The sequence below is a fragment of the Streptomyces sp. NPDC048255 genome (assembly GCF_040652415.1).
Classification (GTDB): Bacteria; Actinomycetota; Actinomycetes; order Streptomycetales; family Streptomycetaceae; genus Streptomyces.
This window is the reverse complement of record NZ_JBEZMA010000011.1, coordinates 89864-114258: the sequence shown is the minus strand read 5'-3', so window position 1 is coordinate 114258 and position 24395 is coordinate 89864. Positions and strand designations below refer to the sequence as shown.

Sequence of the window (24395 nt, the reverse complement as noted above, 5' to 3'; positions counted from 1 at the left end):
GACAATTCAGCACCCCCTTAGACGTGGAGAAAGAATTCCTGTGAGCCCGACCAATCGCACCGTGGTCGTCACCGGTATCGGCGCAACCACTCCGCTGGGTGGCGACAGCGCTTCGACCTGGGAAGGTCTGCTCGCCGGCCGTTCCGGCGTAAAGCCCCTGGAGGGCGAGCGCTTCGCCGAACTCCCGGTCCGTATCGCCGCCCCGGCCGCCGTGGACCCCAGTGAGGTCCTGCCCCGCCCGCTGGCCCGCAAGTTGGACCGCTCGGCGCAGTTCGCCGTCATCGCGGCCCGTGAGGCCTGGGCCGACGCCGGTTACACCGCTCCGGCCGGTGAGGACGCGGCCGTCGAACCCGAGCGCCTGGGCACCGTGATCGCCTCCGGCATCGGCGGCGTGACGACCCTGCTCGACCAGTACGACGTACTGAAGGAAAAGGGTGTGCGCCGGGTCTCCCCGCACACCGTCCCCATGCTCATGCCGAACGGCCCGTCGGCCAACGTGGGCCTGGAGGTGAACGCCCGGGCGGGCGTGCACACCCCGGTCAGCGCGTGCGCCTCCGGCGCCGAGGCCATCGGCTACGCCGTCGAGATGATCCGTACCGGCCGCGCCGACGTGGTCGTCGCGGGCGGCACCGAGGCGGCCATCCACCCGCTGCCGATCGCGGCCTTCGCCAACATGATGGCGATGTCCAAGAACAACGAGAACCCCGAGCAGGCCTCCCGCCCCTACGACAAGGGCCGCGACGGCTTCGTCCTCGGCGAGGGCGCGGGCGTCGTCGTCCTGGAGTCCGCGGAGCACGCCGCCGCGCGTGGCGCCCGGGTCTACTGCGAGGTGCTGGGCCAGGGCCTGTCCGCGGACAGCCACCACATCGCGCAGCCGGAGCCGACCGGCCGCGGTGTCGCGGCCGCGGTGCAGAACCTGCTCGACAACACGGGCCTCGACCCGGCCGAGCTGGTCCACCTGAACGCGCACGCCACCTCGACCCCGCAGGGTGACACGGCCGAGCTGAAGGCCCTGCGCAAGGTCCTGGGCGACGACCTCGACCACATCGCGATCTCCGCGACCAAGTCGATGACCGGTCACCTGCTGGGCGGCGCCGGCGGTATCGAGACGGTGGCGACCGTGCTCGCGCTGTACCACCGGATCGCTCCGCCGACGATCAACGTCGACGAACTCGACGACGACATCGACGCGGACATCGTGCGCGACGAGGCACGCAAGCTGCCTGCCGACGGCCCGATCTCCGCGATCAACAACTCCTTCGGCTTCGGCGGCCACAACGTCACTCTGGCGTTCCGCACCGTCTGACCCGTACGCATACGGAAGGGCCCCGCCCGGCAGTCGCCGGGCGGGGCCCTTCCGTATGCGTACGGGTCAGACGACCTGGTGGAGCCAGCGGACCGGGGCGCCCTCGCCCGCGTAGCGGAAGGGCTCCAGCTCGTCGTCCCAGGGTTTGCCGAGCAGTTTGGCGATCTCCGCCTCCAGATCGGTCTCGCCGCGCGCGGACCGGGCGAGGGCGGCGCGCAGCCGGTCCTCCGGGATCAGGATGTCGCCGTGCATGCCGGTGACGGCGTGGAAGATGCCGAGCTCGGGGGTGGAGCTGTAGCGCTCGCCCTCGGAGGTCGGGCAGGGTTCCGCGGTCACCTCGAAGCGCAGCAGGTGCCAGCCGCGCAGCGCGGAGGCGAGTTTCGAGGCGGTGCCCGCTTCGGCCTGCCAGGAGAACTCGGCTCTCCAGGTGCCCGGGGAGGCGGGCTGCCTGATCCAGTCGAGGTTCACCCGCACCCCGAGCACGCCCGCCACAGCCCATTCCACGTGCGGGCAGAGCGCGCGCGGTGCGGAATGCACGTACAGAACTCCACGTGTCGTCACCTGGACCTCCAGTGTGGGACGAGGTCGGGAATAAACTCCAGAAAACGGACAGTTTGTGACGTGATGTAATGTAACGGAAATTATTTGACATTGCGCTACGGGACTTGCGGCCGAAACGCCACGGGAAAAAGCTACCGTGCGTCAGGGGTCATGGTGTGACGTACCGTCGCTCCGAGGCCCGTAATCACAGAGCTTTCACTCAGCAGGACGCCCCGGCCGACGCGGTCGGCGACACGGAGGGGACCGACCCGATGCGCACCACCGCTCCGCGCCGCACGGCGCGCCGGAACCTCGCGGGCGCGGGTGCGGCGATCGCCCTCCTGGCCGGGGCGGTGACGGGGTGCCAGTCGGACGGGGGGCGGGATCCGGGCGAGCGCGGGGCCGAGGCCGCACCGCGGTGGAACACCCAGCCCGCCTCGATCGCCGCGGTGGGCGACTCCATCACACGCGGTTTCGACGCCTGTTCGGTCCTGGCCGACTGCCCCGAGGTCTCCTGGGCCACGGGCAACGACCCCGAGGTCGACTCGCTGGCCACCCGGCTGCTGGGGGGCGCCGAGGCGCCGGCGCGGAGCTGGAACTACGCGGTCACCGGCTCGCGGATGGCGGACCTGCCGGGGCAGCTGGCCTCGGCGGCGACCCACAAACCCGACCTGGTCACGGTGATGGTGGGCTCGAACGACGCCTGCCGGCCCACGGCTTCGTCGATGACGCCGGTGGCGGAGTTCCGGGCAGGTTTCGAGAAGGCCCTCACCGAACTGCGGGCCGCGTCCCCCGCCTCCCAGGTGTACGTGTCCAGCGTGCCGGACCTCCAGCGGCTGTGGGAGCAGGGCAAGGACAGCCCGATGGTCCGGCAGATCTGGAAGCTGGGGATCTGCCAGTCGATGCTCGCCGATCCGCTGTCGGCGGCCTCGGGGGCGACGGCCCGGCGCGAGCAAGTGCGGGCGCGGGTGGTCGAGTACAACGAGGTGCTGCGCGAGGTCTGCGGGAAGGATCCGCTGTGCCGCTACGACGGCGGGGCGGTGTTCCAGTACCCCTTCTCGGCGGAGCAGTTGAGCCGCTGGGACTGGTTCCACCCGGGCAAGGACGGTCAGGCGCGGCTGGCGGAACTCGCCCACCGTCAGGTGACGGCGGCCGAACCGCCACGTTGACGCGGACGGCCCGGGTGGACGGCGGGCGGACCGGGGGCGGGTGTCAGGGCCCGCCCCCGGTCCTGTTCCGGGGGCCGTATCAGGGGTGATTTCCGGCCATTTGCCGTTGTTACGGTGTGTTACGTGATGTCGAGCGTGGCGCTCAGTCGCGTGTCGCCGTGCGAGTGGCTCGCGCGGACCTCGTAGACCCCGCCGATCCGCTGCCAGCCGCGGGCCTCCTCGTCCCAGATCTCGAAGGCCCGGGCGGGCAGGGCGATCACGGCCTCGACGCTCTCGCCGGGGCCGGCCACGACACCCTCGAAGGCGGCCAGCCAGCTCGCCGGGCGTTCCACAGGGTCGGCCGCCGGCGCCAGGTAGACCTGGACGACCTCGCGGCCGGGCCGGGTGCCGGTGTTGGTGAGGCGGACCCGGACGGTGTCGGGGGTGACCTCCAGGGACTCGTACGTCCAGTCGGTGTAGCCGAGGCCGTGCCCGAAGGGGTAGGCCGGGGCGACGCCGTGCTTCTCGTAGGCGCGGTAGCCGATGAAGAGCCCCTCCCCGTACTCCAGGCACCCCTCGCCGGGGAGGACCTCGGTGACGGGGGCGTCGGCGAACCGGGCGGGCCAGGTGGTGGGCAGCCGGCCGCCCGGTTCCGCGTCCCCGAGGAGTACGTCGGCCAGCGCGGCCCCGCCCTCCTGCCCGGGGAACCAGGTCAGCAGTACGGCGGCCACCTCCTCGCGCCAGGGGAGCTCCACCGGGGAGCCCGCGTTGACGACGACCACGGTGTTCGGGTTGACGGCGGCGACGGCGCGCACCAGGTCGTCCTGACGGCCCGGCAGACACAGGTCGCGTCGGTCGAAGCCCTCGGACTCGACGCGCTCGGTGGTGGCGACGACCACCACGGCGGTGTCGGCGCCGCGGGCGGCCTCCACGGCCTCGGCGATCAGCTCGTCGGCGTCGCGGCGCGGGCCGAGGTGGAGCAGCGAGAACATGATCGCCTTGAGCGGCATCTCGGTCATGTCGGGGACCTGGCAGGTCAGCGACACCTCTACGGGCTCGCCCTCGGTGAGGGCGATCCGGGCGCGTTCGGCGGGGGCGCCGAAGAAGGCCTCGAAGGGGTCGGCCTCGTTGCCCATCTCCTGGACGCCCTCCCACAGGGTCCGCCCGCCGACGGCCAGGGTGAAGGCGCCGAGGCCGCGCGTGCCGAAGGCGTGCTCGCCGCTCTCGCGCGGCACGAACCGGCCGGTGACCTCGATGCTCGCCATGGTCTCGTACGAGGCCCCCGCGGGCAGGTCGTCGCCGATCCACTGGACCTGGCCCGACGGGAGGCTGCCCGTACCGAGGACCGCGCCGGAGGCGTCGCGGCAGACCGCGTGCAGCTCGAAGCCCTGGTCGGCGGCGGCCGGTTCCTCGGAGGGGTCTGCGCCCACGGCGAAGGTGAGCGAGCCGTCCGGCAGGGCCGCCGTGAGGCCGTCGAGCGGGGAGACGATCCGCTCGGGGAAGACGGTGGCGGAGCCGCCGCCGAGGACGCGGGCGTCGCGGGCGGCGGCGCCGATGAGGGCGACGGTGCGGCCCGCGGCGGCGTCCAGCGGCAGGGCGCCGTCCTCGTTGCGGACCAGGACGAAGCCGCGGACGGCCAGTTCACGGGCGAGGGCCTGGCCGTCGACCGGGGCGGGGGCCTCGGCGACGGCGGCGGGGGCGCCCTCCAGGACGCCGACCCGGGCGGCGAGGCGCAGGACGTTGCGCACGGCCTCGTCCACGGTGGCCTCGGCGACCTCGCCGGAGCGTACGGCCGCGGCGAGGGCGGGCCCGTAGACGGTCGTCGGGCCGGGCATGGCCACGTCGAGTCCGCCTTCGATGTCGCCGGTGGTGGAGCGGGCGGCCATCCAGTCGGAGACGTTGTACCCGTCGAAGCCCCATTCGCCGCGCAGGACCTCGTTCACCAGGTACCGGTGCTCGGTCATGGTCGTGCCGTTGACCTGGTTGTAGGCCGTCATGATGCCCCAGGGGTGGGCATTGGCGACGATGGCCTCGAAGGGCGCCAGGTAGAGCTCGCGCAGCGGGCGCGCGGCGATGACGTTGTCGACGGTGAACCGCTCGGTCTCGGCGTCGTTGCCGACGAAGTGCTTGACGGTGGTGCCCACGCCGCCGTCCTGGACGCCGTTCACGTAGCCGCTGCCGATGGCGCCGGTGAGGTAGGGGTCCTCGGAGTAGCACTCGAAGTGGCGGCCGCCGAGCGGCGAGCGGTGCAGGTTGACCGTGGGCGCGAGGAGGACGTGGACGCCCTTGCGGCGGGCCTCCTGGGCGAGGAGCCGGCCGGCCCGGCGGGCGAGCGCGGGATCCCAGGCGGCGGCGAGCGCGGTCGGGGACGGCAGCGCGACGGACGGGTCGTCGGCGGTCCACCGCACGCCGCGCACCCCGATGGGGCCGTCGGACATGACCAGGGACTTCAGCCCGATCTCGGGGAGGGCGGGCAGGGACCACATGTCCTGGCCCGACAGGAGGCGGGCCTTGGTGTCGAGGTCGAGCTTGTCGAGCGCCGCTTCCACGGCGTCCTGGCGGATCTGTTCGCGGGCCTGATCGGCATCGGTCACGGCCGTGCCTCCTCGTTGGGTGCGGTGCGTGCGTGCGGTGCCCCCATCGTGGACCTGTTGCCTGTAGAGCGGTAGGGTTCGTGATGTATTCGTGATATTGGGTTGTCGTACGGTCCTTCTGACAGGTGTGGACGGAAAGGGGTGCCGGGGCGATGGTCAGGGCGAGGAGCGAGGAGCGGCGCGGGGAGATCGTCCGCGCGGCGCTGGAGGTGATCGCGGAGCGCGGCTACCGGGGGGCGTCCCTGGGCTCGGTCGCCGAGCGCGTGGGCCTGACCCAGCAGGGGCTGCTGCACTACTTCCCGACGAAGGAGGCCCTGCTGGTCGCGGTGCTGGAGGAGCGCGACCGCTGGGACACCGGCGGCGGCTCGCGCGCCTCGGCCGACGCCTGGCGCCTGGACCTGCTGGCCTCGCTGGTGGACTACAACGCCATGCGCCCGGGCATCGTGCAGACCTTCTCGGCGCTGCTGGGCGAGAGCGTCACCGACGGCCACCCCGCCCGGGAGTTCTTCACCGAGCGCTACGCCCAGGTGCGTTCGGAGACGGCCGCGGTGCTGCGCGCCGAGTTCGGCGACCGCCTCCCCTCCGGCCTCACCCCGGAACAGGCCGCCCCGCTGCTGACGGCGGTCATGGACGGCCTCCAGTACCAGTGGCTGCTGGCCCCGGAGTCGGTGGACATGCCCGCCGCCTTCCGCTCCTTCCTGGCCCTGCTGCGGGGGCCGGACACGGCTTAGGCTGATCATGTGAAGATCGCCGCAGCGCAGCTGACCTGCGTACCCGCCGATGTCCGCGCCAACGCCGCGCAGGCCGCCGCCCTCGCCGCCTCGGCCCGTGAACAGGGCGCCGAGCTGGTCGTGTTCCCCGAGCTCACGCTCACCGGCTACGAGCTGGAGGCGCTGGCCGCCGACCCCGGACTGTGGACGGCCGCCGACGACCCCCGGCTGGACCCCGTGCGCTCCGCCGGCATCGCGACCGCGGTCAATGTCGCCCTCCCCTCCGGCGGCCCGCGCCCCCTCATCGCCACGCTGGTCCACGACGCGGACGGGGCGCACGTGACCACGTACGCCAAGCAGCACCTGTACCGGCACGAGCGGGAGCAGTTCGCGGCCGGTGGGGGCGACGGCTGCTTCGAACTGGGCGGGATCCGCTTCTCCTTGGGCATCTGCTACGACAACCACTTCCCGGAGCTGACCGGCCGGGCCGCGGCGGACGGCTGCCGCGTCCACCTGGCCAGCTCCCTGTACGGGACGGGCGACGGGATCCACGAGCGGGCCACCGTCCACCCGGGCATCGCCGAGGACCACGGCCTGTACGTGGTCCTCGCCAACCACGTCGGCGCGGCCGGCCCGTGGACCGGCTGCGGCCGGGCCGCGATATGGGCCCCGGGCGGTGCGCTGCTGGCCGAGGCCGACGACCGTACGGCCTGCGTGGTGACGGCCTCGGTGTGATGGGGTGGCGGCCATGAGCGACTACGAGACGATCACGGTTCCGGAACGGCTCCACGGCTACCCGGGCGTGGCCTTCGGCGGCTACGTGGCGGGCGTACTGGCCGGGCGGGCCGCCGCGGCGACCGTACGGGTGGACTTCCGGCGGCCGGTCCCGACCGGGGCGCCGGTCCGGATCGCCCCGACCCCCGGCGGCGGCAGCGAACTGACGGACGGGGACCTGCTGCTGGCCGCGGCGAGCCCCGCCCCGCCGGCTGAACCGCAGCTGCCCGCGGCCCCCACCTGGGAGCAGGCCACGGCGGCAGCGGAGGCCTTCCGGGCGGCCCCGCCGGACGGCATGGTCGACTGCTTCGGCTGCGGCCTGGACCGGACGCCCGCCACCGGGCTGCGCCTGCACTGCGGTCTGGTGACCGGCGGCGAGGTGGTCGCCGCCGCCTGGACCCCCGCGGCGGAACTCGGCGGCGCGGACGGGCTGCTCCCGCCCGAGCTGGTGTGGGGCGCGCTGGACTGCCCCGGGAACGCGGCCGGGCGGCTGCTCGACGGCCGCCGGGCCGGGGCGGTCACGGCCGCGCTGACCGCCCGGCTGCTGCGGCCGGTCCCGGTCGGCGAGGGGCTCGTCTCCTACGCCTGGCTGCTGACGGCCTCGGGCCGCAAGTACACCGTCGGCACGGCGCTGGCCACCTCGGCGGGCGAGCTCTGCGCCGTCGGGGAGGCGCTCTGGGTGGAGCCGCGCCCCACCGCTGCCTGAGCCGGGTCCGGCAGGAGGTGCTTGGCGCCCCACTCCCCCAGGGCCTCCAGGGCCGTGTTCAGGTCCTGGCCCAGGGGGGTCAGGGAGTACTCGACGCGCGGCGGGACCTCGGCGTACACCTCGCGGTGCACGATGCCGTCCGTCTCCAGCTCGCGCAGCTGCGCGGCGAGCACCTTCTCCGAGACCCCCGGGACCAGTCTGCGCAGTTCACCGAAGCGGCGCGGGCACTGGTCCAGCTCCCACAGGAGCGACACCTTCCACTTGCCGTCGATCACGGACATCGCCGCGGCGATCCCGCAGTGGTCCGCACCCGGCCTTCGTGTCACGGACACCGCACACCCTCCCACCTGCTCGCTCACCTCGGGGTAACCACCCACTCCAAGGTGCGTACTTGAGTGACTCATGGCCTTCCACCAGGCTAAACGCCATGACCGACAACACGCCGCAGAACCCGCTCGCCACCCCTTCCGCCCCGCTCACCCTGCTCGGACTCGGCGACATGGGCACGGCCCTCGCCCGCACCTGGCTCGCCGCCGGGCACCCCCTGACCGTCTGGAACCGCACCGCCGCCAAGGCCGGGGCCCTGGTCGCGGAGGGCGCCGTCGCCGCCGCGAGCCCCGCCGAGGCGGTGGCCGCCGGCCGGCTCGTCGTGCTGTGCCTGCTGGACGACGCCTCGGTCGGCGCCGCTCTGGAGGGCGTCGACCTGACCGGCAAGGACCTGGTCAACCTCACCACCGGCACCCCGGCCGAGGGGCGCGCGCGGGCCGCCTGGGCCGAGGCGCGGGGGGCCCGGTTCGTGGACGGCGGGATCATGGCCACGCCGAACATGATCGGCATCCCGGAGGCCGGGGGCTACGTCTTCTACAGCGGCTCGCGCGCACTCTTCGACACCCACCGGGCCACGCTCCAGGTTCCGGCCGGGGCCCGCTTCGTCGGCGAGGACCCGGGGCACGCGGCCCTGCACGACGTGGCCCTGCTGAGTGCGATGTACGGGCTCTTCGCCGGGATCTCGCACGCCTACGCGCTGATCGAGGGCGAGGACATCGCGCCGAAGGACCTGTCCCCGCTGCTGTCCGAGTGGCTCGGCGCGATGGGCTTCTTCACCGGCAACGCGGCCGAGAGGCTGACCTCGCGGGACTTCACCAGCGGGGTCGTGTCCAACCTGGCCATGCAGGTCACCGGCAGCGGCACCCTGCTGCGCACCGCCGAGGAGCAGGGGGTCAGCGCGGAGCTGATCTCCCCGTACCTGGAGCTGATGCGGCGCCGGCTGGCCGCCGATCCCGCCGCCCACGGCGGCGAGGACACGGCCGGCGCCATCACGCTGCTGCGGGCCGGGGCCCGGTCCTAGAAGCCGGGCGGCGGCGGACCGAAGCCCTTGGCCGGGGTCTGGGCCTGGGCCTGGGGCGATACCGGCGCCGGTGCGCCGGTCTGCTGCGGTCCGGCCTGGGCCGCGTGGTGCGTGTGACCCGCGTGGTTCGTGTGCCCCGCCCACTGCGCCTGGTTCGCGTCGCCCGCGGGGTTCCCCGGGGCCGCCTGGTCCGCCCGCTCCCGCGGTTCGCCGGCCGGCAGCAGGTCCCGCGCCATCAGGGTGGCGCCCGCCACCGCGCCCGGCATCAGGAACACCGCGACGAAGGGCACCACGAAGGACAGCACCAGCGGCACGCCGAAGCCGAGCACCAGCATCCGCCGCGACCGCAGCAGCGCCAGCCGGTCGGCCAGCTCCACCCGGCGCCGCTGGAGGGCGACGGAGGTGAGTTCGTGGGTCAGGAAGTAGCCCGAGACGCAGAACCCGATCGCCGGGACCACGGTCTGGCCGATCACCGGGATGAAGCCCAGGGCGAAGAGCAGGATCCCGTAGAGCAGGACCCGGCCGAGCACCTTCACGCTGTCCCGGGCGGAGATCCACAGCTCCTGCCAGAGGGAGAGACCGGACTCGGGGACGTCGCCGCCCTCGCTGCGGTCGACCGCCTCCGAGAGGGACTCGTAGAACGGCTGGCCGATCAGCAGGGTCACGGCGGTGAAGGTGATCACCGCGAGGAAGAGCCCGAGGCAGAAGACCAGGGCGGTCAGGAAGCCGCGGAAGAGTCCGAGCCACGGCGAGGACCATTCGTCGGCGAAGGGGGTGGCCCAGGCGGTCAGGTCGTCGGCGCCGGAGCCGAGCCCGATCAGCGCGCCGGCGTAGAGGACGAGCGTCACCAGCCCGGGCAGCAGCCCGAATCCCAGCCAGCGGCCGTGCCCGAACACCCATCGCTGTCCGGCCAGCAGATACCGGAAGCCCCCCGCAAGATCGCTCATGCGGCCAGTTTAGGGGGTGTGCGCCGGGTCTCCGCGGGAGAGGGGCCGGGGCCGGACACCCCCCTACGGCGAAGGCCGCACCCCGGTTGCGGGGTGCGGCCTTCAGCGAGCGGTGCCGGTCAGACGGCGAGCTCGACGGTGATGTTGCCGCGGGTGGCCTTGGAGTACGGGCAGACCTGGTGGGCCTTCTCGATGAGGTCCTTGGCGGTGGCGGCGTCCACGTTCGGGATCACGGCGGAGATCTTGACGATCAGGCCGAAGCCCTCGTCGTTCTTGCCGATGCCGACCTCGGCGGTGACGGTGGAGCCGGAGATGTCGGCGTTCTCGTTCTTGGCGACGACACCCAGGGCGCCCTGGAAGCAGGCGCTGTAGCCGGCGGCGAACAGCTGCTCCGGGTTGGTGCCGGCGCCGCTGCCACCGAGCTCCTTCGGCGGGTTCACGACGACGTCGAGCTGGCCGTCGTTGGTGGCGACGCGGCCGTCACGGCCGTTCTCGGCGGTGGCGACAGCGGTGTACGCGACGTCGGAGTACTGGATGGACATATAAGAAGATCCTCCTGGTGAATCGCCGCGACTCGCGCCCACGATCGCAACGGTGTGGGGCGAGCCTAACCGGTGAAAGAAACGATCATCTTTCCGGTGTTCTCGCCGCGCAGCATGCCGAGGAAGGCGGAGGTGGCGTTCTCGACGCCCTCGACGACCGTCTCGTCGTACCGGAGCTCACCGGAACGCAGCCATCCGGCGACGTCCTGGACGAACTGCGGCTGGAGTCCGGCGTGGTCGTTGACCAGGATGCCCTGCAGGCGCAGCCGCTTGCCGATGACCTGCATCAGGTTGCGCGGACCGGGGGCGGCCTCGGTGTCGTTGTAGTGGGCGATCGCACCGCAGAGGGTGGCCCGGCCGTTCACGTTCAGGGAGGAGATGGCGGCCTCCAGGTGGTCCCCGCCGACGTTGTCGAAGTAGACGTCGATGCCCTCGGGGGCGGACTCCCGCAGCTGCTCGCCGACGGGGCCGTTCTTGTAGTTGAAGGCGGCGTCGAAGCCGTACTTCTCTGTGAGCAGCGTCACCTTCTCGTCCGAGCCGGCGGAGCCGATCACCCGGGAGGCGCCCTTGATCTTGGCGAACTGGCCGACGAGGCCGCCGACCGCACCGGCCGCGCCGGAGACGAAGACGGCGTCGCCCTCCTTGAAGGAGGCGACCTCGAAGAGCCCGGCGTAGGCGGTCAGGCCCGGCATGCCGAGGACGCCGAGGTAGGTGGAGAGCGGGGCGAGGGCGCCGTCGACCTTGGTGGCGTGCTTCGCGTCGAGCTCCGCGTACTCGCGCCAGCCCAGGCCGTGCAGGACGTGGTCGCCGACCGCGAAGCGCTCGTCGGCGGAGGCCACGACCTCGCCGACCGCGCCGCCGTCCATCGGCTGGTCCAGCTGGAAGGGCGGGATGTACGACTTCACGTCGTTCATCCGGCCGCGCATGTACGGGTCCACGGACATGTGGAGGTTGCGTACGAGGATCCGGCCGGGGGCGGGCTCGGCGGACACGGGCACCTCGCGCAGGGCGAAGTCCTCGGCGACGGGCCAGCCCTGCGGACGGCGGACGAGGTGCCACTCGCGGCTGACGGCAGGGATCTCGGACATGCGGCGCTCCTGAGGGGGAAATGGCGGTGCTTCACAGAAAAGTGCTTCACCAGGTGAAACAACCATGCGCCTGGATATTTCATGTTGTCAAGTAAATGGGTACGCTGGATCCATGCCCAGTCGTCGCGCAGACCCAGTGACCCTTGAGGTCGTCGAACTCATCGGCGACGTCGTGTCCCGCTACCACGAGGAGTACGAGCACGCCGCCGCCCGCCATCAGCTCACCGGCGCCCAGGCCCGTGTGCTCGGGCTGCTCTCCCTGGAGCCGCTGCCCATGCGCCGCATCGCGCAGAAGCTGAAGTGCGAGCCCTCCAACATCACCGGCATCATCGACCGGCTGGAGACGCGGGGCCTCGTCGAGCGCCGCCCGGACCCGGCCGACCGCCGGGTGAAGCTGGCCGCCCCCACCGAGGAGGGGCTGCAGACCGCGGACCGGCTGCGCGAGTCACTGGACTTCGCGCGCGAGCCGCTGGCCGGTCTGTCCACGGCCGAGCGGGCGGTGCTGAGGGACCTGCTCAGGCGGATGCTGGCCGATCCCGCCGGTCGCTAGTGCTGTGGCCGGAAGGGTTTGCCGGGTCGCGTCGTCCGGTGCGGTGCATCGCAAGGCGGAGGGCCGCGGCTCGTACTGGACGTACCGGCGGGGTCCGACAACGCGGCGAGGTGCCGTGCCAGGCGGCGCGACCCGGTGAACCTTTCCGGTCACAGCACTAGCAGCCGCCGAAGAGGGACTCCCAGAACGAGCACGTCTTCGTCGGGGTCGGAGAAGGGGACGGCGGCGGAGGCGGAGGCGGCGCCGGCGTCCCCGTCGGGCTCGCGGTACCGCTGGGCTTGGGCTTGCCCGTACCCGTCGGCCCTACGGTGCCCCCCGGGCCGGGCGTACCGGACGCCGGCCCCGACGTGGCCGGAGCGGGCTCGGAGGAAGTCGGCCCCGGCTGCGTGCCACCCGGGGAGGCGGTCCCCGGCCCGGCCGTCTTCGCGGCTGCCGTACCGGTCTTCGCGGCCCCGGAGGCCTTCCCGGACCCCTTGGCCGTGGGCGCCGCGCCCGTCGGGGCGTCCGGCGCCGGGACGGGTTTCTGCGGCGCGGCGTCGTCGGTCAGCACCACCGTGGCGGCCCGGTCACTACGCTCCCCGTCTGAGGCGATCCCCGCCGCCGCCAGCGTGCCGCCGGTCGCGAGCACCAGCCCGAGCCCGATCGTCAGCACCGTCCGGCGCCGCCTGCGGTGCGTGGCCCGGCGGCGGGCCCCGGACCGGCCCTGGCCCTCGCCCGGTCCGGACAGCACGACGAGCGAGTCGGCGTACACGTCGGCCAGCGTGGAGGGCTGCGCGGAGGCACCCTCCGCGGCGTAGGGCGCGGCGGGCACGTCCGGCGCCTGCGGAGCGGCGGGCATCAAGTACTGGGCCGGGGTTCCGCACCCGGCGCACGCGAGCGCGCCGTTGAGGTGCCTCCGGCAGGCGGGACAGTAGTTCATGGCGCCCGCAGGCTACGCGGTTCCCGGCAACATCCGGATCCCGGGAACGTAAGGATCCTGTGTGGAATCGTTGACGCCATGACAGCGAACCCGACTCCGGGCGCCCGTGGAGCCTTCGGTCCGGCCGCCTTCCAGCTGGTGCTGCTCCGGCGGATGGCCGACTTCCAGCCCGACCTCGCCGACCGGGCCCGCCACCGGCTGGGCGCCTCGCTCGCCGAGCAGCGGGAGGCCAACAAGCGCTGGCAGGCCATGGTCCGCTCGCCCCGGTCGCGCGGGGCCCTCGCCCGCTACCGCTCGGTGCTCGGCCCGCCGGAATCCGCCGGGGCGCGCAGGATCGGCGACCTGGAGTGCCAGGCCCTGCTGTGGCCGGTGCCGCTCTGGCCGGACCTGCGCTTCGAGGTGCTGGCCGCGCCGGACGGGGCGGTGTGGAACGAGTGGCTCGTACGGGCCCCGGGCGCGCGGGGGCCCGTACTGGAGTCGCCGGAGGACCTGCGCCCCTGGTCGGCGACGGTGGACGAGGTGGCGCGGGCCTTCCCCCCGGCGCGGCCGATGGAGGGCACCGCGCCGACCCGCTGGCGCCTGGCCTTCGCGGCGCGGGGGCGGCCGTACGTGGCGGAGTTCACATACGGGCTGCTCCAGCAGGTGTCGCCGCAGGACGAGAACCGCTAGGAGGAAGGCCTAGGAAGCCAGGAAAGCCCGTACGCCGGCCGAGGTGCCGTCGTCGCCGAGCAGGTCGTTGTGCTTCAGGCAGCCGACCGGCGTGTTGGCGGCTCCGGTCAGCGGGACGCTGTCGTCCGGATTGACCACCTCGTCGCAGTTCGACCAGAAGGTCGCGTACTTCACCGCGCCCGGGGTCTCGTCCCCGGAGTTCAGGTTCTTCACCACGTACGACCCGGGGGTCATGTCCCGGCACGCCTGGTCCCACAGGGCGCAGGCCCAGGCGGTGGAGGTGCCGCGGTTGGGTCCGGCCAGCGAGACCCAGTGGTCCACGACGGCCGCGCCGCCGCCGAACTTCACGTACCAGCGGCTGACGAGCGAGCCGAAGGAGTGCGTGACCACGTCGACCCGCGCGGCGCCGGTCTGCCGGCGGACCTCCTCGACGTACCCGGCGAGCCGTCCGGCGAGCACCTCGTTGACCGACTGGTGGGTGTCGTAACCCCAGGAGAAGAGTTCCGAGTCGGCGTACCCGGCGGCCCGCAGGTCCTCGCGCAGACCTCCCCAGACGCCCGGATCGGCGTTGTAGCCGTGGACGAAGACCACCGGATTGCGCGGTGCCGCCTGGCCGGAGGCCTGAGCGGTGACCCGGTCGGCGGCATGGGAAGGGAAGGGCGCCAGCAGCGCCAGGCAGAGTGTCAGGAGAGCCAGCAGTCTCTGGCGGGCCGTCAGCATCGAGTCCCCTTTACCTTGTTACGCGTGAGTAGCGCGTGCGGTGCGCGCATGGTGCTGCCTGTCGGTACAGAAATCCACCCCCATGCAGGCGTGGCGCACCCCCGGCCGGAGCAGCTCAACGGGCGGTAAGGGCCAAATGTCCGAGATGATATGGAAAGCGACCGGCATTCCGCCGGTCCCCTTGCGTCAGTGCTCTCGGGAGGATCTGCCGTGACCGTCAGTCTTGAGCAGTTGCGCCGCTGCCACGTCGCCGTCGACCTGGGTGCGGCCAGAACCCGTGTGTACGTCAAGGGCGCCGGCCTGGTCGTCGACGAGCCCAGCGTCGCCGCGGTGAACACGCGGACCGGCGCGCTCATCGCCGTCGGGACCTTCGCCGAACGGATGACCGGCCGCACCCCCGACTACATCCGGGTCGTACGCCCCGTCTCCGGCGGCACGGTCGTCGACATCGAGATGGCCCAGCGGATGCTGCGTCACCTGCTCGGCGAGAAACTGCGGCGCGCCCTGCGCCGCAAGCCCCGGCTGCGGGCCGCCGCCTGCACCCCGCACGACGCGGACCCGCTGGCCCAGCGGGCGACCGTGGAGACCCTGGTCGGCCTCGGGGCCCGGCGCGTCGAACTGGTCGACACCCTGATCGCCGCGGCCGTCGGCTGCGGCCTCCCCGTGGAGCAGCCGACGGCGACGATGATCATGGTGTGCGGAGCCGCCGCCACCCAGGTGGCCGTCCTCTCCCTCGGCTCGATCGTCACCGCCGAGCGGATCCCGGTCGGCGGCGAGGCCATCGACCACGCGGTGGTCCAGCACCTGCGCCACGCGCACGAGCTGATGCTGCCCAGCCAGGCCGTCCGGCCGCTGCAGCTGGCCCTGCACGGCAACGGCATCACCGCCGAGGGACCGGCCTCCACCCTGATCCACGGCCGCGACGTGGCCACCGGCCTGGCCCGCTCCGTCCAGGTGGACACCGCGGCCGTACGGGACGCCATCCACACCCCCCTGACCGCCGTCCTCGACGGCATCGGCAAGGTGCTGCGGGACTGCCCGCCGGACCTGGTCGCGGACCTGACGGACCGGGGGATCATGATGGTGGGCGGCAGCGCCCTGCTGCCGGGCCTGGACCAGATGCTCCGCGACGCCACCGGGATGCCCGTCGCCATCGCGGAACGGCCGGACGTGTGTGCCGTACTCGGTCTCGGCGCGATGCTCGAAGGGAAGATCGCCCCCATGGTCCTCAACCCGCTGGCCGAATGACGGGTCCGGAGCCCACGCCGGAACAGCAGGAGCCGGACCCGGATCAGCCGGGGCCGGAACAGCCGGACCCGGAGCAGCAGGCCCAGCCGGATCCGGCGCAGGCGGGCCTTCCCGTCCTGCTGGAGGCAGTGCTCAGCGTCGGCTCCGAGCTGGAACTGCACGCGACCCTCCAGCACATCGTGGAATCGGCGGCCGAGCTGTGCTCGGCCCGCTACGCGGCGCTCGGGGTCATCGACCCCGAGCGCGTCCGGCTGACCGAACTGTTCACCGCCGGGATGAGCGAGGCCGAGCGCGCCGCGATCCCCCACCTGCCGGACGGGCGCTGCGGCCTGCTCGGCGTCCTCGTCTCCGACCCGCGCCCGCTCCTGCTCGACGACCTCACCAAGGACCCCCGGGCCGTCGGCTTCCCGCCGGGCCACCCGCCGATGCGCAGCTTCCTGGGCGTCCCGATCCGGGTGCACACCGAGGTCTTCGGCAACCTCTACCTGACCGAGAAGCGCGGCGGCGGCCCCTTCACCGAGGAGGACCTGGCCCTGGTGCGCGTCCTTGCCTCGCAGGCGGGCATAGCGATCGGCAACGCCCGGCTGTACGAGACCGCGCGCCGCCGGGAGCGCTGGATCGAGGGCGCCGCCGCCGTGACCACGACCCTGCTGGCCGGCCGCCCGGCGGCGGACGCGCTGAAGTGCGTGGCCGAGCGGGCCCGGCTGCTCGCGGACGCGGAGGCCGGGGTGGTGCTCCAGCCGACCCCGCAGGGCGGGATGGAGATCGTGGCCGCGTCCACCCAGGGCGACCCCGGGGACCTGGTCGGGACGACCATCGCCCCCGGCTCACCGGTCCTGGAACAACTGCTCGGCGGCGAGCCGGTGTTCATAGAGGACTCGGCCACCGATCCCCGGATGACCACGCACGTGCGGAAACGGTTCGGCCCCAGCATGATGCTCCCGCTCCAGAGCGGCGGCCAGCTGATCGGCACCCTGGCCCTGCCGCGCGGCCGGGGCGGCCGCCCGTACGACGCGGTGGACCGGCTGCTGGCCTCGCAGTTCGCCTCCCAGGCCGCGCTCGCCCTCGTCCTCGCGGACGCGCAGCACGACCGGGAGCAGCTGGCGGTGTACGAGGACCGCGACCGGATCGCGCGGGACCTGCACGACCTGGTGGTGCAGCGGCTGTTCGCGACGGAGATGATGCTGGAGTCCACCCGCCGCCGCTCGTCCAACGCCCCGAGCGGAGACACGGTGGGCGAGGAGCTGACCCGCGCCGTCGACGAGCTGGACTCCACCATCCAGGAGGTCCGGACGGCCATCTTCGCCCTCCAGCAGCCGCCGTCCGACGCCCCGACGACCTTCCGCGGCCGGGTCCTGCGCGAAACGGGCGGGGCGGGGGTGCTGCTGGGCTTCCAGCCGTCGGTGCACTTCGCGGGCGCGGTGGACGCACTGATCCCGGACCCGGTGGCGGGCGATCTGCTCGCGGCCCTGCGCGGCGCGCTGGCCGCGGCGCACCGGCGCAGCGGGGTCACCTCGATCGAGGTGGAGATCGACGCCGACCCCTCCCGGGCCCGCCTGACGGTGACGGACGACGGCCGCACGGAATCGGGCACCCGGGGCACGAGGACGACCTGGGAGTCGGCGCTGTGACCGCGTGACGGCCTGTCTCCCGGCGCTCCTCAGGTGCGCACCCCCCAGGGGGTGTCCCGCCGGTCAGGCCGGATCAGCCCGGGGCGGCCGACGCCATGGATCGCAAGGCCGAGGAGGGAGTCGACGCGGAGCGTCGGCGACCGACGAGAACGCGGCGAGGCGCGGTGCCGGCCGCCCCGGGCCCGGCCTGACCGGCGAGACACCCCCTAGGCTGATTCGGTGACGACGACCCGCCTCTCGGCCCGCGCGGCCATCGCCTCCGTTGCCGATCCCGGCAGCTTCGCCGAACTTCCCGCCCCCCGCCGGGAGTCCCCGCCCGACGGGCCTCTGACCTGGGACGGTTACGACGACTCCCGCGCCCGGGCCGCCGCCCGGACCGGCGAGCAGGAGTCCGTCGTCACGGGCACCGCCCGCATCGGCGGCAGCGAAGCTGCCGTGATCTCCTTCGAGTTCGGCTTCCTCGGCGGTTCCCTGGGCGAACGCACCGGAGACCGGCTCGAAGCCGCCTACACCCACGCTCGGGAGCACCGCCTCCCCCTCGTCTCCCTCATCGCCACCGGCGGCTCCCGCATGCAGGAGGGCATGCTGGCGCTGACTCAGCTCCAGCGGGTGGCCCGCCAGTGCGTCCTCACCCGGGCCGCCGGTCTGCCCCAGATCGCCGTCCTGCGCGATCCCACCACCGGCGGCGGCTGGGCCACCCTCGGCGCCGGGGCGGACGTGATCCTCGCCCTCCCCGAGGCCCAGGTCGGCTTCGCCGGGTCCCGGGTGCGCCCGGCGGACGCGGACCCGGCGGCGTACTCCGCCGAGGGGCAGTACGCCGCCGGGCACGTGGACGCCGTCGTCGCCCCGGCGGACCTCCCCGGCACCCTGGCCGACTGGCTCCGGCTCCTGGCCGCGCCCCGCCACGCGCCCCGCCCCGAGGGGGTCGCCGAGCCCGTCCCGCCCCCGGCCGCACTGGCCGCCGTAGCACCGCCCGAGACCGGCTGGGACGCCGTGCTCCAGGCCCGCCACCCCGGCCGGCCGCGCGCCGAGGCGTACCTGGACTCCTACTTCGGCCTGCGCCTGCCCCTCTCCGGGGACCGGGCCGGCGGCACGGACCCCGGCATGCTCTGCGGGTTCGGGCTGCGGGAGGGCCGGCCGGTGGCGTACGCCGCCCAGTGCGGCACCGCCACCCGGCCGGCGGGCTACCGTACGGCCGCCCGCGTCATCCGCCTCGCGGACCGGCTCGGGATCCCCGTGCTCACCCTGGTGGACACCCCGGGCGCCGCCAACGACGCCGCCGCCGAGCACGCGGGCGCCGGGGCGGCCATCGCGGACACCTTCGCGGCGCTGGCCGCGGCCGCCGTCCCGGTCACCACCCTGCTGATCGGCGAGGGCGGCTCCGGCGGCGCCCTCGCGCTGGCCGCGCCGGGGAACACCTGGGTCACCCCGGACAGCTACTTCTCGGTGATCGCCCCCGAACTGGCGGCGGCCATCCTCAAGCGCCCCCCGGCGGCCGCCCCGGCCACCGCCGACCAGCTGCGCATCCGCCCCCAGGACCTGGTGGCCCTGGGAGTGGCCCGCGGGATCGTGCCCTTCACACCCGACCGGACCGGGCGAACCGCGCCGGGCTGATCCCGACGTGCCGCCCGAAGTGGCGTGTCAGGTGCGCCTGGTCGTAGAAGCCCGCCGCCGTGGCCGCCTCGGCGGGCCGCATCCCGGCCAGCAGCAGCCGCCGCGCCACCGCGACCCGACGCCCCGTGAGATAGGCGTGCGGGGGCAGCCCGTACGCCCTCCGGAAGCTGCGGATCAGGTGCGTCGGGTGGCAGCGGCCGCCGGAAGCCTGCCCCAGCTCCGCCGCGGCCTCCTCCAGGGTGATCCCCTCGGCCACCCGGGCGTCGAGCAGCTCGCGCAGCCGTACGGCCAGGCCCGCGTCCGGGCCCCCGTACGCCGCCGCCTCGCGCCCCGACAGCCACCGGTGCAGCCGCTCCCGTACGAAGACCAGCCGCGACTGCGCTTCGAAGGGGTCCCGCTCGCCCAGGGCGCGGTGCAGCCCGTGCACGCGCTCCCGCAACGCGGGGTCGAACAGCAGCGGGGTGTCGACGGCGGCCCCGGTCAGCGCCTCCGGCAGCACGGAGGTGTCCAGGTACAGCACGCGCTTGCGGAAGCCCGCCTCGGTCACGGTCCGCCCGTCGTGGGGCACCCCGGGCGGCAGCAGGACCACCGCCCCGTCGACGCCGACGCCGTGCCGCTCGCGGTCCAGCGCGAAGTCGACCCGGCCGCCGTCCAGGATCATCAGCGCCCAGGTGTCGTGCACATGGGCCGGGTACGCGTGCTCGGTGAACCGGGCGTGGAAGACCTCGGCGATGCCCGGCACCGACGGCTGCCAGGCGGAGACGGTGCTGCGCGGACGTATCGCGGCCATGTCAGGAACGTACAAGACCGCCCGCGGGCGGGCCGCCAGGCTGTCCGCATGACGACACACAAGGTCAACATCGCTGAAAAACTGGCTGGTTTCACCGAGCAGTGGGCCCCGCGCCGCATCGCCCGCGTCAACGACTACGAGGTCAAGCTCGCCCGGCTGCAGGGCGAGTTCGTCTGGCACACCCACGAGGACACCGACGAGCTGTTCCTGGTCGTCGGCGGCACGCTGACGATCCGTCTGCGCGACGGTGACGTGGTCCTGGGCCCCGGCGAGATGTACGTCGTCCCCCGCGGGGTGGAGCACTGCCCGGCGGCGGACGAGGAGGCGCAGATCCTGCTGTTCGAGCCGGCCGGCACCGTCAACACCGGCTCCGCGGGCGGCGCCCGCACCCGGGAGCCCGTAGAGGCGTAGGTCGTCGGGGCGGGGGTGCCCGATCAGGCCTGGGGCGACCGCGCGTCGTACCGGGCGAAGCCCCGCCAGCGCAGGGCCAGCAGGCCCAGCACCAGGACGCACCCGAGCCCGCCGCCCGTGATCGCCACGGTCGGGGAGGTCAGGTCGGCGACGGTCCCGGCGAGGAAGTCCCCGAGCCGGGGCCCGCCCGCGACGACCACGATGAAGACACCTTGCAGCCGTCCGCGCATCTCGTCCGGGGTGGCGGCCTGGAGCATGGTGGTGCGGAACACCATGGAGGTGGTGTCCGCGTACCCGGCCAGGGCGAGGAAGAGCAGCCCGAGCCACAGGTTCCGGGTGAGCCCGAAGACGGCGATGGCCAGCCCCCAGGCTCCGACGGCGAGCAGGATCGCCACGCCGTGGCGGCGGACGCGGCCGTGCCAGCCGGAGAACACCCCGCCCAGCAGCGCCCCGACTGCGGGCGCGGCCACCAGCAGGCCGACCGTCTCGGCGTCCCCGCCGAACCAGAGCCCGGCGACGGCCGGGAACAGCGCCCTCGGGTGGGCCAGCACCATGGCGGCCATGTCGGAGAAGAAGGTCATCCGGATGTTCGGCCGGGTCCCGAGGAAGCGCAGCCCGTCCAGGACGGAGGCCCTGCCGCTGCTGCCCTCGGCGCGGTCGGGCTTCATCGACGGCAGCCGCCACATCGCGTACAGGGCGGCGGTGAAGGTCACCGCGTCGATCAGGTAGGCCGCCTGGTACCCCCACCAGCCGACGGTCAGCCCGCCCAGCATGGGCCCGACCATCATCCCGGCGGTGATGGTCACGGTGTTGAGCGCGTTGGCGGCGGGCAGCTGCTCGACCGGCAGCAGGCGCGGGGTCATCGCGGCCCTGGCCGGCCCGGTGAGGGCGCCGCAGACCGACTGGAGCGCGACGACCGCGTACAGGAACCAGACCCGGTGGTAGTCGAGCAGCGCGGCCCCGGCGAGCGCGATCGACAGGCCGGCGGAGCCGAGGGAGCTGTAGAGGCCGAGCTTGCGCCGGTCCACGGTGTCGGCGATGGCCCCGCCGTAGAGCCCGAAGACGATGAGCGGGACGAGGGAGAAGAGCCCGACGAGCCCGACGGAAAAGCTGGAGCGGGTGATCTCGTAGACCTGGAGCGAGATCGCGAGGGCGGTCATCGCCTGACCCAGCCAGGAAATCGTTCCGCCGATCCACAGCCGCCGGTAGTCCACGGAGGTGCGCAGTGGAGTGAGGTCGGCGAATATGCGCCGTTGGGGGCGGGTGGTTTCGGCGGTACGGGTCACAGCGGATGATAACCAGCGGCCGTTCGCCGCCTCCCGGGATTTTTTCCCGGCTCACACACCGGCACCAGTCTCCCCACCCGGACCCCCGGCCCCATACCGGAGCGGCCCTTGCCGCTAACTCGCCACTGTCATCGGGGATTTGACCGAATCGACGTGCGCTCATCGTCTCCCGTTCAGCTCATGATGAAAAGACTCGTATGTCCAGGGAGGCGTAGTGATCGAACCTGGCAACAGCACCACGAGCACCGGCACCACGCAGAACACGGTGCGTACCACCGTTCCCCTCACCGTCGGTGTCGAGGAGGAATTCCTCCTCGTCGACGCCCGGACCTTCCGGGTGGTTCCGGCCGCCCCGCTCGTCCTCGCCACGGCCGCCGGGCTGCCCGGCGAGCTGCACCCCGAGGGCACCCGCTACCAGGTGGAGATCTCCACCCCGGTCGCCCATTCGGCGGCCACCCTGCGCGAGGAGCTCGCCGAGCTGCGGCGCACGCTGGGCCGCGCGGCCCGCGTCCACGGCTGCCGGCTGCTGGCCGCGCCCTCGCCGGTCGTGGCCGTGGAGGGGCCCCTGCACCTGACCGACGACGAGCCGCGCCAGCGCGAGCAGCACCGCCGTTTCGGCGCGCTCACCGACACCCTGGTCAGCTGCGGCCGCCACATCCACATCGGCACGCTCGACGTGGACACGGCGGTTGCGGTGTCCAACCGGGTCAGGCCGTGGCTGCCGACGCTGATCGCGCTGGCGGCCAACTCGCCGTTCTGGGGCGGCCGCGACACCGGTCACGCGAGCTGGCGGGCGATGGCCTGGGCGGGCTGGCCCTCCGCCGGGCTGCCCCCGCACTTCACGTCCACGGCCCATTTCCGGCGCTCCGTGCAGACCCTGCTCGGCTCCGGGGCCGCCCTGGACACGAAGATGGTCTATTGGGACGTCCGCCCGTCCGGGAACTGGCCGACGCTCGAGATCCGGGCGCCCGACATGTCCCCGGACATCGACACGGCGATCCTCCAGGCCGAACTGGGCCGGGCCCTGGTGGCCACGGCCATCCGGGAGATCGCGGAGCACCGGCCCGAACCGGCCGTACGGGACGACGTACTGCGCCTCGCGCGCTGGCGGGCCGCCCACGACGGACTGGAGGGCTTCGGCCTCGACCCGTACACGGGCGCCGAACTCCCGGCGGCCGACCTCGCGGAGGCACTGCTGGACCTGATCGCCCCGGAGCTGGCCGCATCCGGCGACCTCGACCACGCGGCCAGAACCCTGGCGGGCCTCCTGCGCAACGGTTCGGGCGCCCACCGGCAGCGCGCGGCCTTCGCCCGCCGCCAGGACCTCACGGACGTCCTGCGCCACCTCACGGAGGAGACGGAGAACTTCTGAGTCCCGCGGGCGCCACCCGGCCGCAGGCGGCAATGTGCCGCCGCCTGCGGCCGGGTGGTGTCGAAGGGGTCAGGAGCAGCCGGGCACGGTGCCGTAGCAGTTCGTGGGCAGGTTGTTGACGATCTTGGATTCCTGGAGCGTGACCACGCCGCCGGGCCAGTTGTTGATGCCGCCGCCGTTGCGGGCGGCGCGGTTGTCCGCGACGGTCGTGTACTCGAGCGTCAGCCGGGCGGCGTCGGCCCCCGCGACCTGCTCGTTGTTGATGCCGCCGCCGTCGCGGCCGGCCGAGTTCTCCAGGACCTTGCTCTTGCGGAGCGTCGCGGTGCCCTCGTTGTTGATGGCGCCGCCGTCACGGCCCGACTTGTTGCCGATGAAGCTCGTCTCCTGGACGTCGAGGATCGCGTCCACGCCGTTGTTGACGGCGCCGCCCTCCAGGCCGGCCCAGTTCTCGATGAACTTGCTGTAGGTGATGGTGGCCCTGCCGAGGTTGTTGAGGGCGCCGCCGTTGCCGTCGCGGGCGTCGTTGTTCGCGAGGTGGGTGTGCTCGATGGTCACCCGGCCCAGGTTCTGGATGCCACCGCCGTCCTCGTCGGCCGTGTTACCGACGACGGTGCTCTTCTTGAGCCGGAGGGTGCCCTCCGCGCTGTTGTTGATGCCGCCGCCGTCGCCGGGTTCGCCGCCCGTGGTCGTGGCCACGTTGGTCAGGACGTGGCTTTCGATGAGGGTGACGTCGCCGCCCGCGTTGGAGATGCCGCCGCCGTCGCCGCCGGCCTGGTTGCCGGCGACCTTGCTCTGCTCCAGCCGCAGCGTGCCCTCGTTGGAGATGCCGGCGCCGTCCCCGTCGACGTGGCCGCCGGTCACGGTGATGCCCTTGAGCGTGAGACTGCCGCCCTCGTTGACCGCGAGGATGCGGAACAGCGGCAGGCTGTCGACGACGGAACGGATCAGGGTCGTGTTCTTGCCGGTGAGGGTGACGTGCCCGGTGATCGCCGGCAGGGCGTTCCCGGAGTCCGAGTAATCGTCTTCGAAGCGGTAGGCGCAGTTGTCGGCCAGTGTGATCGTGCCGCCCTCGGCGTTCGTATTCGCCACCCCGATGGCTGCGATGAGTCCGGCGACGTCACCGCAGGTGATGGTCGCGTCGGACGGCTGCGCCATGGCCGGAGCGGCCACCACGCACAGACCCACGCTCGCCGCCACGGCGGCTCCGGCGAGTACGAGACGATTCTTCATCCGTGTTTCTCCCTCTCGGTTCCAAGCCGGGCGCCCCACTCGTCCTGTCTTTGGGCAGCAAAGGAGGACGATCCTGATCACGGGACACCGGCAAGACGGAACCGTGGTACCCCTCACACGCGCCAGTTCCTCGCACCACGGTTCGGACTCTCCGCAATTGCATGCGAACGGCCGTCGCTCCCGCCCTCCGGCCCGACGCCCCGCGCCGACTCCCCGGAGGGCCGCGCGCCGCGATCGTGACGGTCACCACAG

23 protein-coding genes are annotated in these 24395 nt (G+C 73.3%); 12 read left to right on the top strand and 11 right to left on the bottom strand.

Translation table 11 applies throughout. The annotated features are described in order from the left end of the window. The first annotated feature begins 40 nt into the window (after positions 1–40). Entirely contained in the window at positions 41–1306 is a 1266-nt protein-coding gene (gene fabF, locus AB0D94_RS12405) for a beta-ketoacyl-ACP synthase II (RefSeq protein ID WP_362049811.1), read from the top strand. Between the two features lie 66 nt (positions 1307–1372). Here the strand turns inward: fabF and AB0D94_RS12400 are convergent, their stop codons facing one another. Beyond that, positions 1373–1867 carry a DUF3145 domain-containing protein gene (locus AB0D94_RS12400; RefSeq protein ID WP_031150765.1) on the bottom strand — a complete coding sequence of 165 codons (495 nt, stop codon included), beginning with the start codon at positions 1865–1867 and terminating at the stop codon, positions 1373–1375. 251 nt (positions 1868–2118) lie between these two features. On the opposite strand from AB0D94_RS12400, the gene AB0D94_RS12395 reads away from it, so the two are divergent. Continuing rightward, positions 2119–3015, top strand: coding sequence for an SGNH/GDSL hydrolase family protein (locus AB0D94_RS12395; protein ID WP_362049938.1), 897 nt, complete (start codon positions 2119–2121; stop codon positions 3013–3015). A 119-nt stretch (positions 3016–3134) separates the two neighbouring features. Here the strand turns inward: AB0D94_RS12395 and AB0D94_RS12390 are convergent, their stop codons facing one another. Next, entirely contained in the window at positions 3135–5588 is a 2454-nt protein-coding gene (locus AB0D94_RS12390; protein ID WP_362049807.1) for a glycoside hydrolase family 3 C-terminal domain-containing protein, read from the bottom strand. 152 nt (positions 5589–5740) lie between these two features. Between AB0D94_RS12390 and AB0D94_RS12385 the strand changes: the two genes are divergently transcribed. Further along, the gene (locus AB0D94_RS12385) at positions 5741–6319 is read left to right on the top strand and encodes a TetR/AcrR family transcriptional regulator (protein WP_362049804.1); all 579 of its coding nucleotides are present in this window, start codon (positions 5741–5743) and stop codon (positions 6317–6319) included. Between the two features lie 9 nt (positions 6320–6328). Beyond that, positions 6329–7033 (top strand): carbon-nitrogen hydrolase family protein, encoded by a 705-nt coding sequence (locus AB0D94_RS12380; protein ID WP_362049801.1) that lies wholly within the window; start codon positions 6329–6331, stop codon positions 7031–7033. Positions 7034–7651: 618 nt separating this feature from the next. Here the strand turns inward: AB0D94_RS12380 and AB0D94_RS12375 are convergent. Continuing rightward, positions 7652–8110: a helix-turn-helix domain-containing protein gene (locus AB0D94_RS12375; RefSeq protein ID WP_362049798.1), complete on the bottom strand. Its 459-nt coding sequence runs from the start codon at positions 8108–8110 to the stop codon at positions 7652–7654. Positions 8111–8205: 95 nt separating this feature from the next. On the opposite strand from AB0D94_RS12375, the gene AB0D94_RS12370 reads away from it, so the two are divergent. Continuing rightward, positions 8206–9126, top strand: a complete 921-nt coding sequence (locus AB0D94_RS12370) for an NAD(P)-binding domain-containing protein (protein ID WP_362049795.1) — start codon at positions 8206–8208, stop codon at positions 9124–9126. On the opposite strand, the gene AB0D94_RS12365 is transcribed toward AB0D94_RS12370, so the two are convergent. From AB0D94_RS12365 to AB0D94_RS12355, 3 genes are all read right to left on the bottom strand, one after another. Further along, on the bottom strand, positions 9123–10073 hold the full coding sequence (locus AB0D94_RS12365; RefSeq protein ID WP_362049792.1) for an EI24 domain-containing protein: 951 nt from the start codon (positions 10071–10073) through the stop codon (positions 9123–9125). The two genes, AB0D94_RS12370 and AB0D94_RS12365, sit on opposite strands and share 4 nt — an antisense overlap. 119 nt (positions 10074–10192) lie before the next feature. Beyond that, the gene (locus AB0D94_RS12360; RefSeq protein WP_266936809.1) at positions 10193–10615 is read right to left on the bottom strand and encodes an organic hydroperoxide resistance protein; all 423 of its coding nucleotides are present in this window, start codon (positions 10613–10615) and stop codon (positions 10193–10195) included. A 65-nt stretch (positions 10616–10680) separates the two neighbouring features. Further along, positions 10681–11703, bottom strand: a complete 1023-nt coding sequence (locus AB0D94_RS12355; protein ID WP_362049787.1) for an NADP-dependent oxidoreductase — start codon at positions 11701–11703, stop codon at positions 10681–10683. Positions 11704–11815: 112 nt separating this feature from the next. Between AB0D94_RS12355 and AB0D94_RS12350 the strand changes: the two genes are divergently transcribed. Next, on the top strand, positions 11816–12253 hold the full coding sequence (locus tag AB0D94_RS12350; protein ID WP_362049784.1) for a MarR family transcriptional regulator: 438 nt from the start codon (positions 11816–11818) through the stop codon (positions 12251–12253). Between the two features lie 157 nt (positions 12254–12410). Here AB0D94_RS12350 and AB0D94_RS12345 read toward each other — a convergent pair whose 3' ends face one another. Continuing rightward, the gene (locus tag AB0D94_RS12345; protein ID WP_362049781.1) at positions 12411–13172 is read right to left on the bottom strand and encodes a hypothetical protein; all 762 of its coding nucleotides are present in this window, start codon (positions 13170–13172) and stop codon (positions 12411–12413) included. A 78-nt stretch (positions 13173–13250) separates the two neighbouring features. Here AB0D94_RS12345 and AB0D94_RS12340 point away from each other — a divergent pair, with 78 nt between their 5' ends. After that, positions 13251–13841, top strand: a complete 591-nt coding sequence (locus AB0D94_RS12340) for a hypothetical protein (RefSeq protein WP_362049778.1) — start codon at positions 13251–13253, stop codon at positions 13839–13841. A gap of 9 nt (positions 13842–13850) precedes the next feature. On the opposite strand, the gene AB0D94_RS12335 is transcribed toward AB0D94_RS12340, so the two are convergent. Next, complete coding sequence (locus AB0D94_RS12335) at positions 13851–14561, bottom strand: triacylglycerol lipase (protein WP_362049775.1); 711 nt, start codon at positions 14559–14561, stop codon at positions 13851–13853. Between the two features lie 210 nt (positions 14562–14771). Between AB0D94_RS12335 and AB0D94_RS12330 the strand changes: the two genes are divergently transcribed. From AB0D94_RS12330 to AB0D94_RS12320, 3 genes are all read left to right on the top strand, one after another. Beyond that, positions 14772–15809, top strand: a complete 1038-nt coding sequence (locus tag AB0D94_RS12330; protein ID WP_215140901.1) for a rod shape-determining protein — start codon at positions 14772–14774, stop codon at positions 15807–15809. Continuing rightward, positions 15806–17440: a GAF domain-containing protein gene (locus tag AB0D94_RS12325; RefSeq protein ID WP_362049770.1), complete on the top strand. Its 1635-nt coding sequence runs from the start codon at positions 15806–15808 to the stop codon at positions 17438–17440. Before AB0D94_RS12330 ends, AB0D94_RS12325 begins: the two co-directional genes overlap by 4 nt. Positions 17441–17659: 219 nt before the next feature. Further along, positions 17660–19054, top strand: coding sequence for a carboxyl transferase domain-containing protein (locus AB0D94_RS12320; protein ID WP_362049767.1), 1395 nt, complete (start codon positions 17660–17662; stop codon positions 19052–19054). Here AB0D94_RS12320 and AB0D94_RS12315 read toward each other — a convergent pair. Then, the gene (locus AB0D94_RS12315; RefSeq protein WP_362049764.1) at positions 19017–19844 is read right to left on the bottom strand and encodes an AraC family transcriptional regulator; all 828 of its coding nucleotides are present in this window, start codon (positions 19842–19844) and stop codon (positions 19017–19019) included. The two genes, AB0D94_RS12320 and AB0D94_RS12315, sit on opposite strands and share 38 nt — an antisense overlap. A gap of 48 nt (positions 19845–19892) precedes the next feature. Here AB0D94_RS12315 and AB0D94_RS12310 point away from each other — a divergent pair, with 48 nt between their 5' ends. Further along, a complete protein-coding gene (locus AB0D94_RS12310) occupies positions 19893–20255 on the top strand; it encodes a cupin domain-containing protein (RefSeq protein ID WP_362049761.1) in 363 nt (120 codons plus the stop codon). A gap of 23 nt (positions 20256–20278) precedes the next feature. Here the strand turns inward: AB0D94_RS12310 and AB0D94_RS12305 are convergent, their stop codons facing one another. After that, positions 20279–21541, bottom strand: a complete 1263-nt coding sequence (locus AB0D94_RS12305; RefSeq protein WP_362049758.1) for an MFS transporter — start codon at positions 21539–21541, stop codon at positions 20279–20281. 214 nt (positions 21542–21755) lie between these two features. Here AB0D94_RS12305 and AB0D94_RS12300 point away from each other — a divergent pair, with 214 nt between their 5' ends. After that, positions 21756–22913, top strand: coding sequence for a glutamate--cysteine ligase (locus AB0D94_RS12300; RefSeq protein ID WP_362049755.1), 1158 nt, complete (start codon positions 21756–21758; stop codon positions 22911–22913). Positions 22914–22982: 69 nt separating this feature from the next. Here the strand turns inward: AB0D94_RS12300 and AB0D94_RS12295 are convergent, their stop codons facing one another. Further along, the gene (locus AB0D94_RS12295; protein ID WP_362049752.1) at positions 22983–24143 is read right to left on the bottom strand and encodes a hypothetical protein; all 1161 of its coding nucleotides are present in this window, start codon (positions 24141–24143) and stop codon (positions 22983–22985) included. Between the last annotated feature and the right edge of the window lie 252 nt (positions 24144–24395).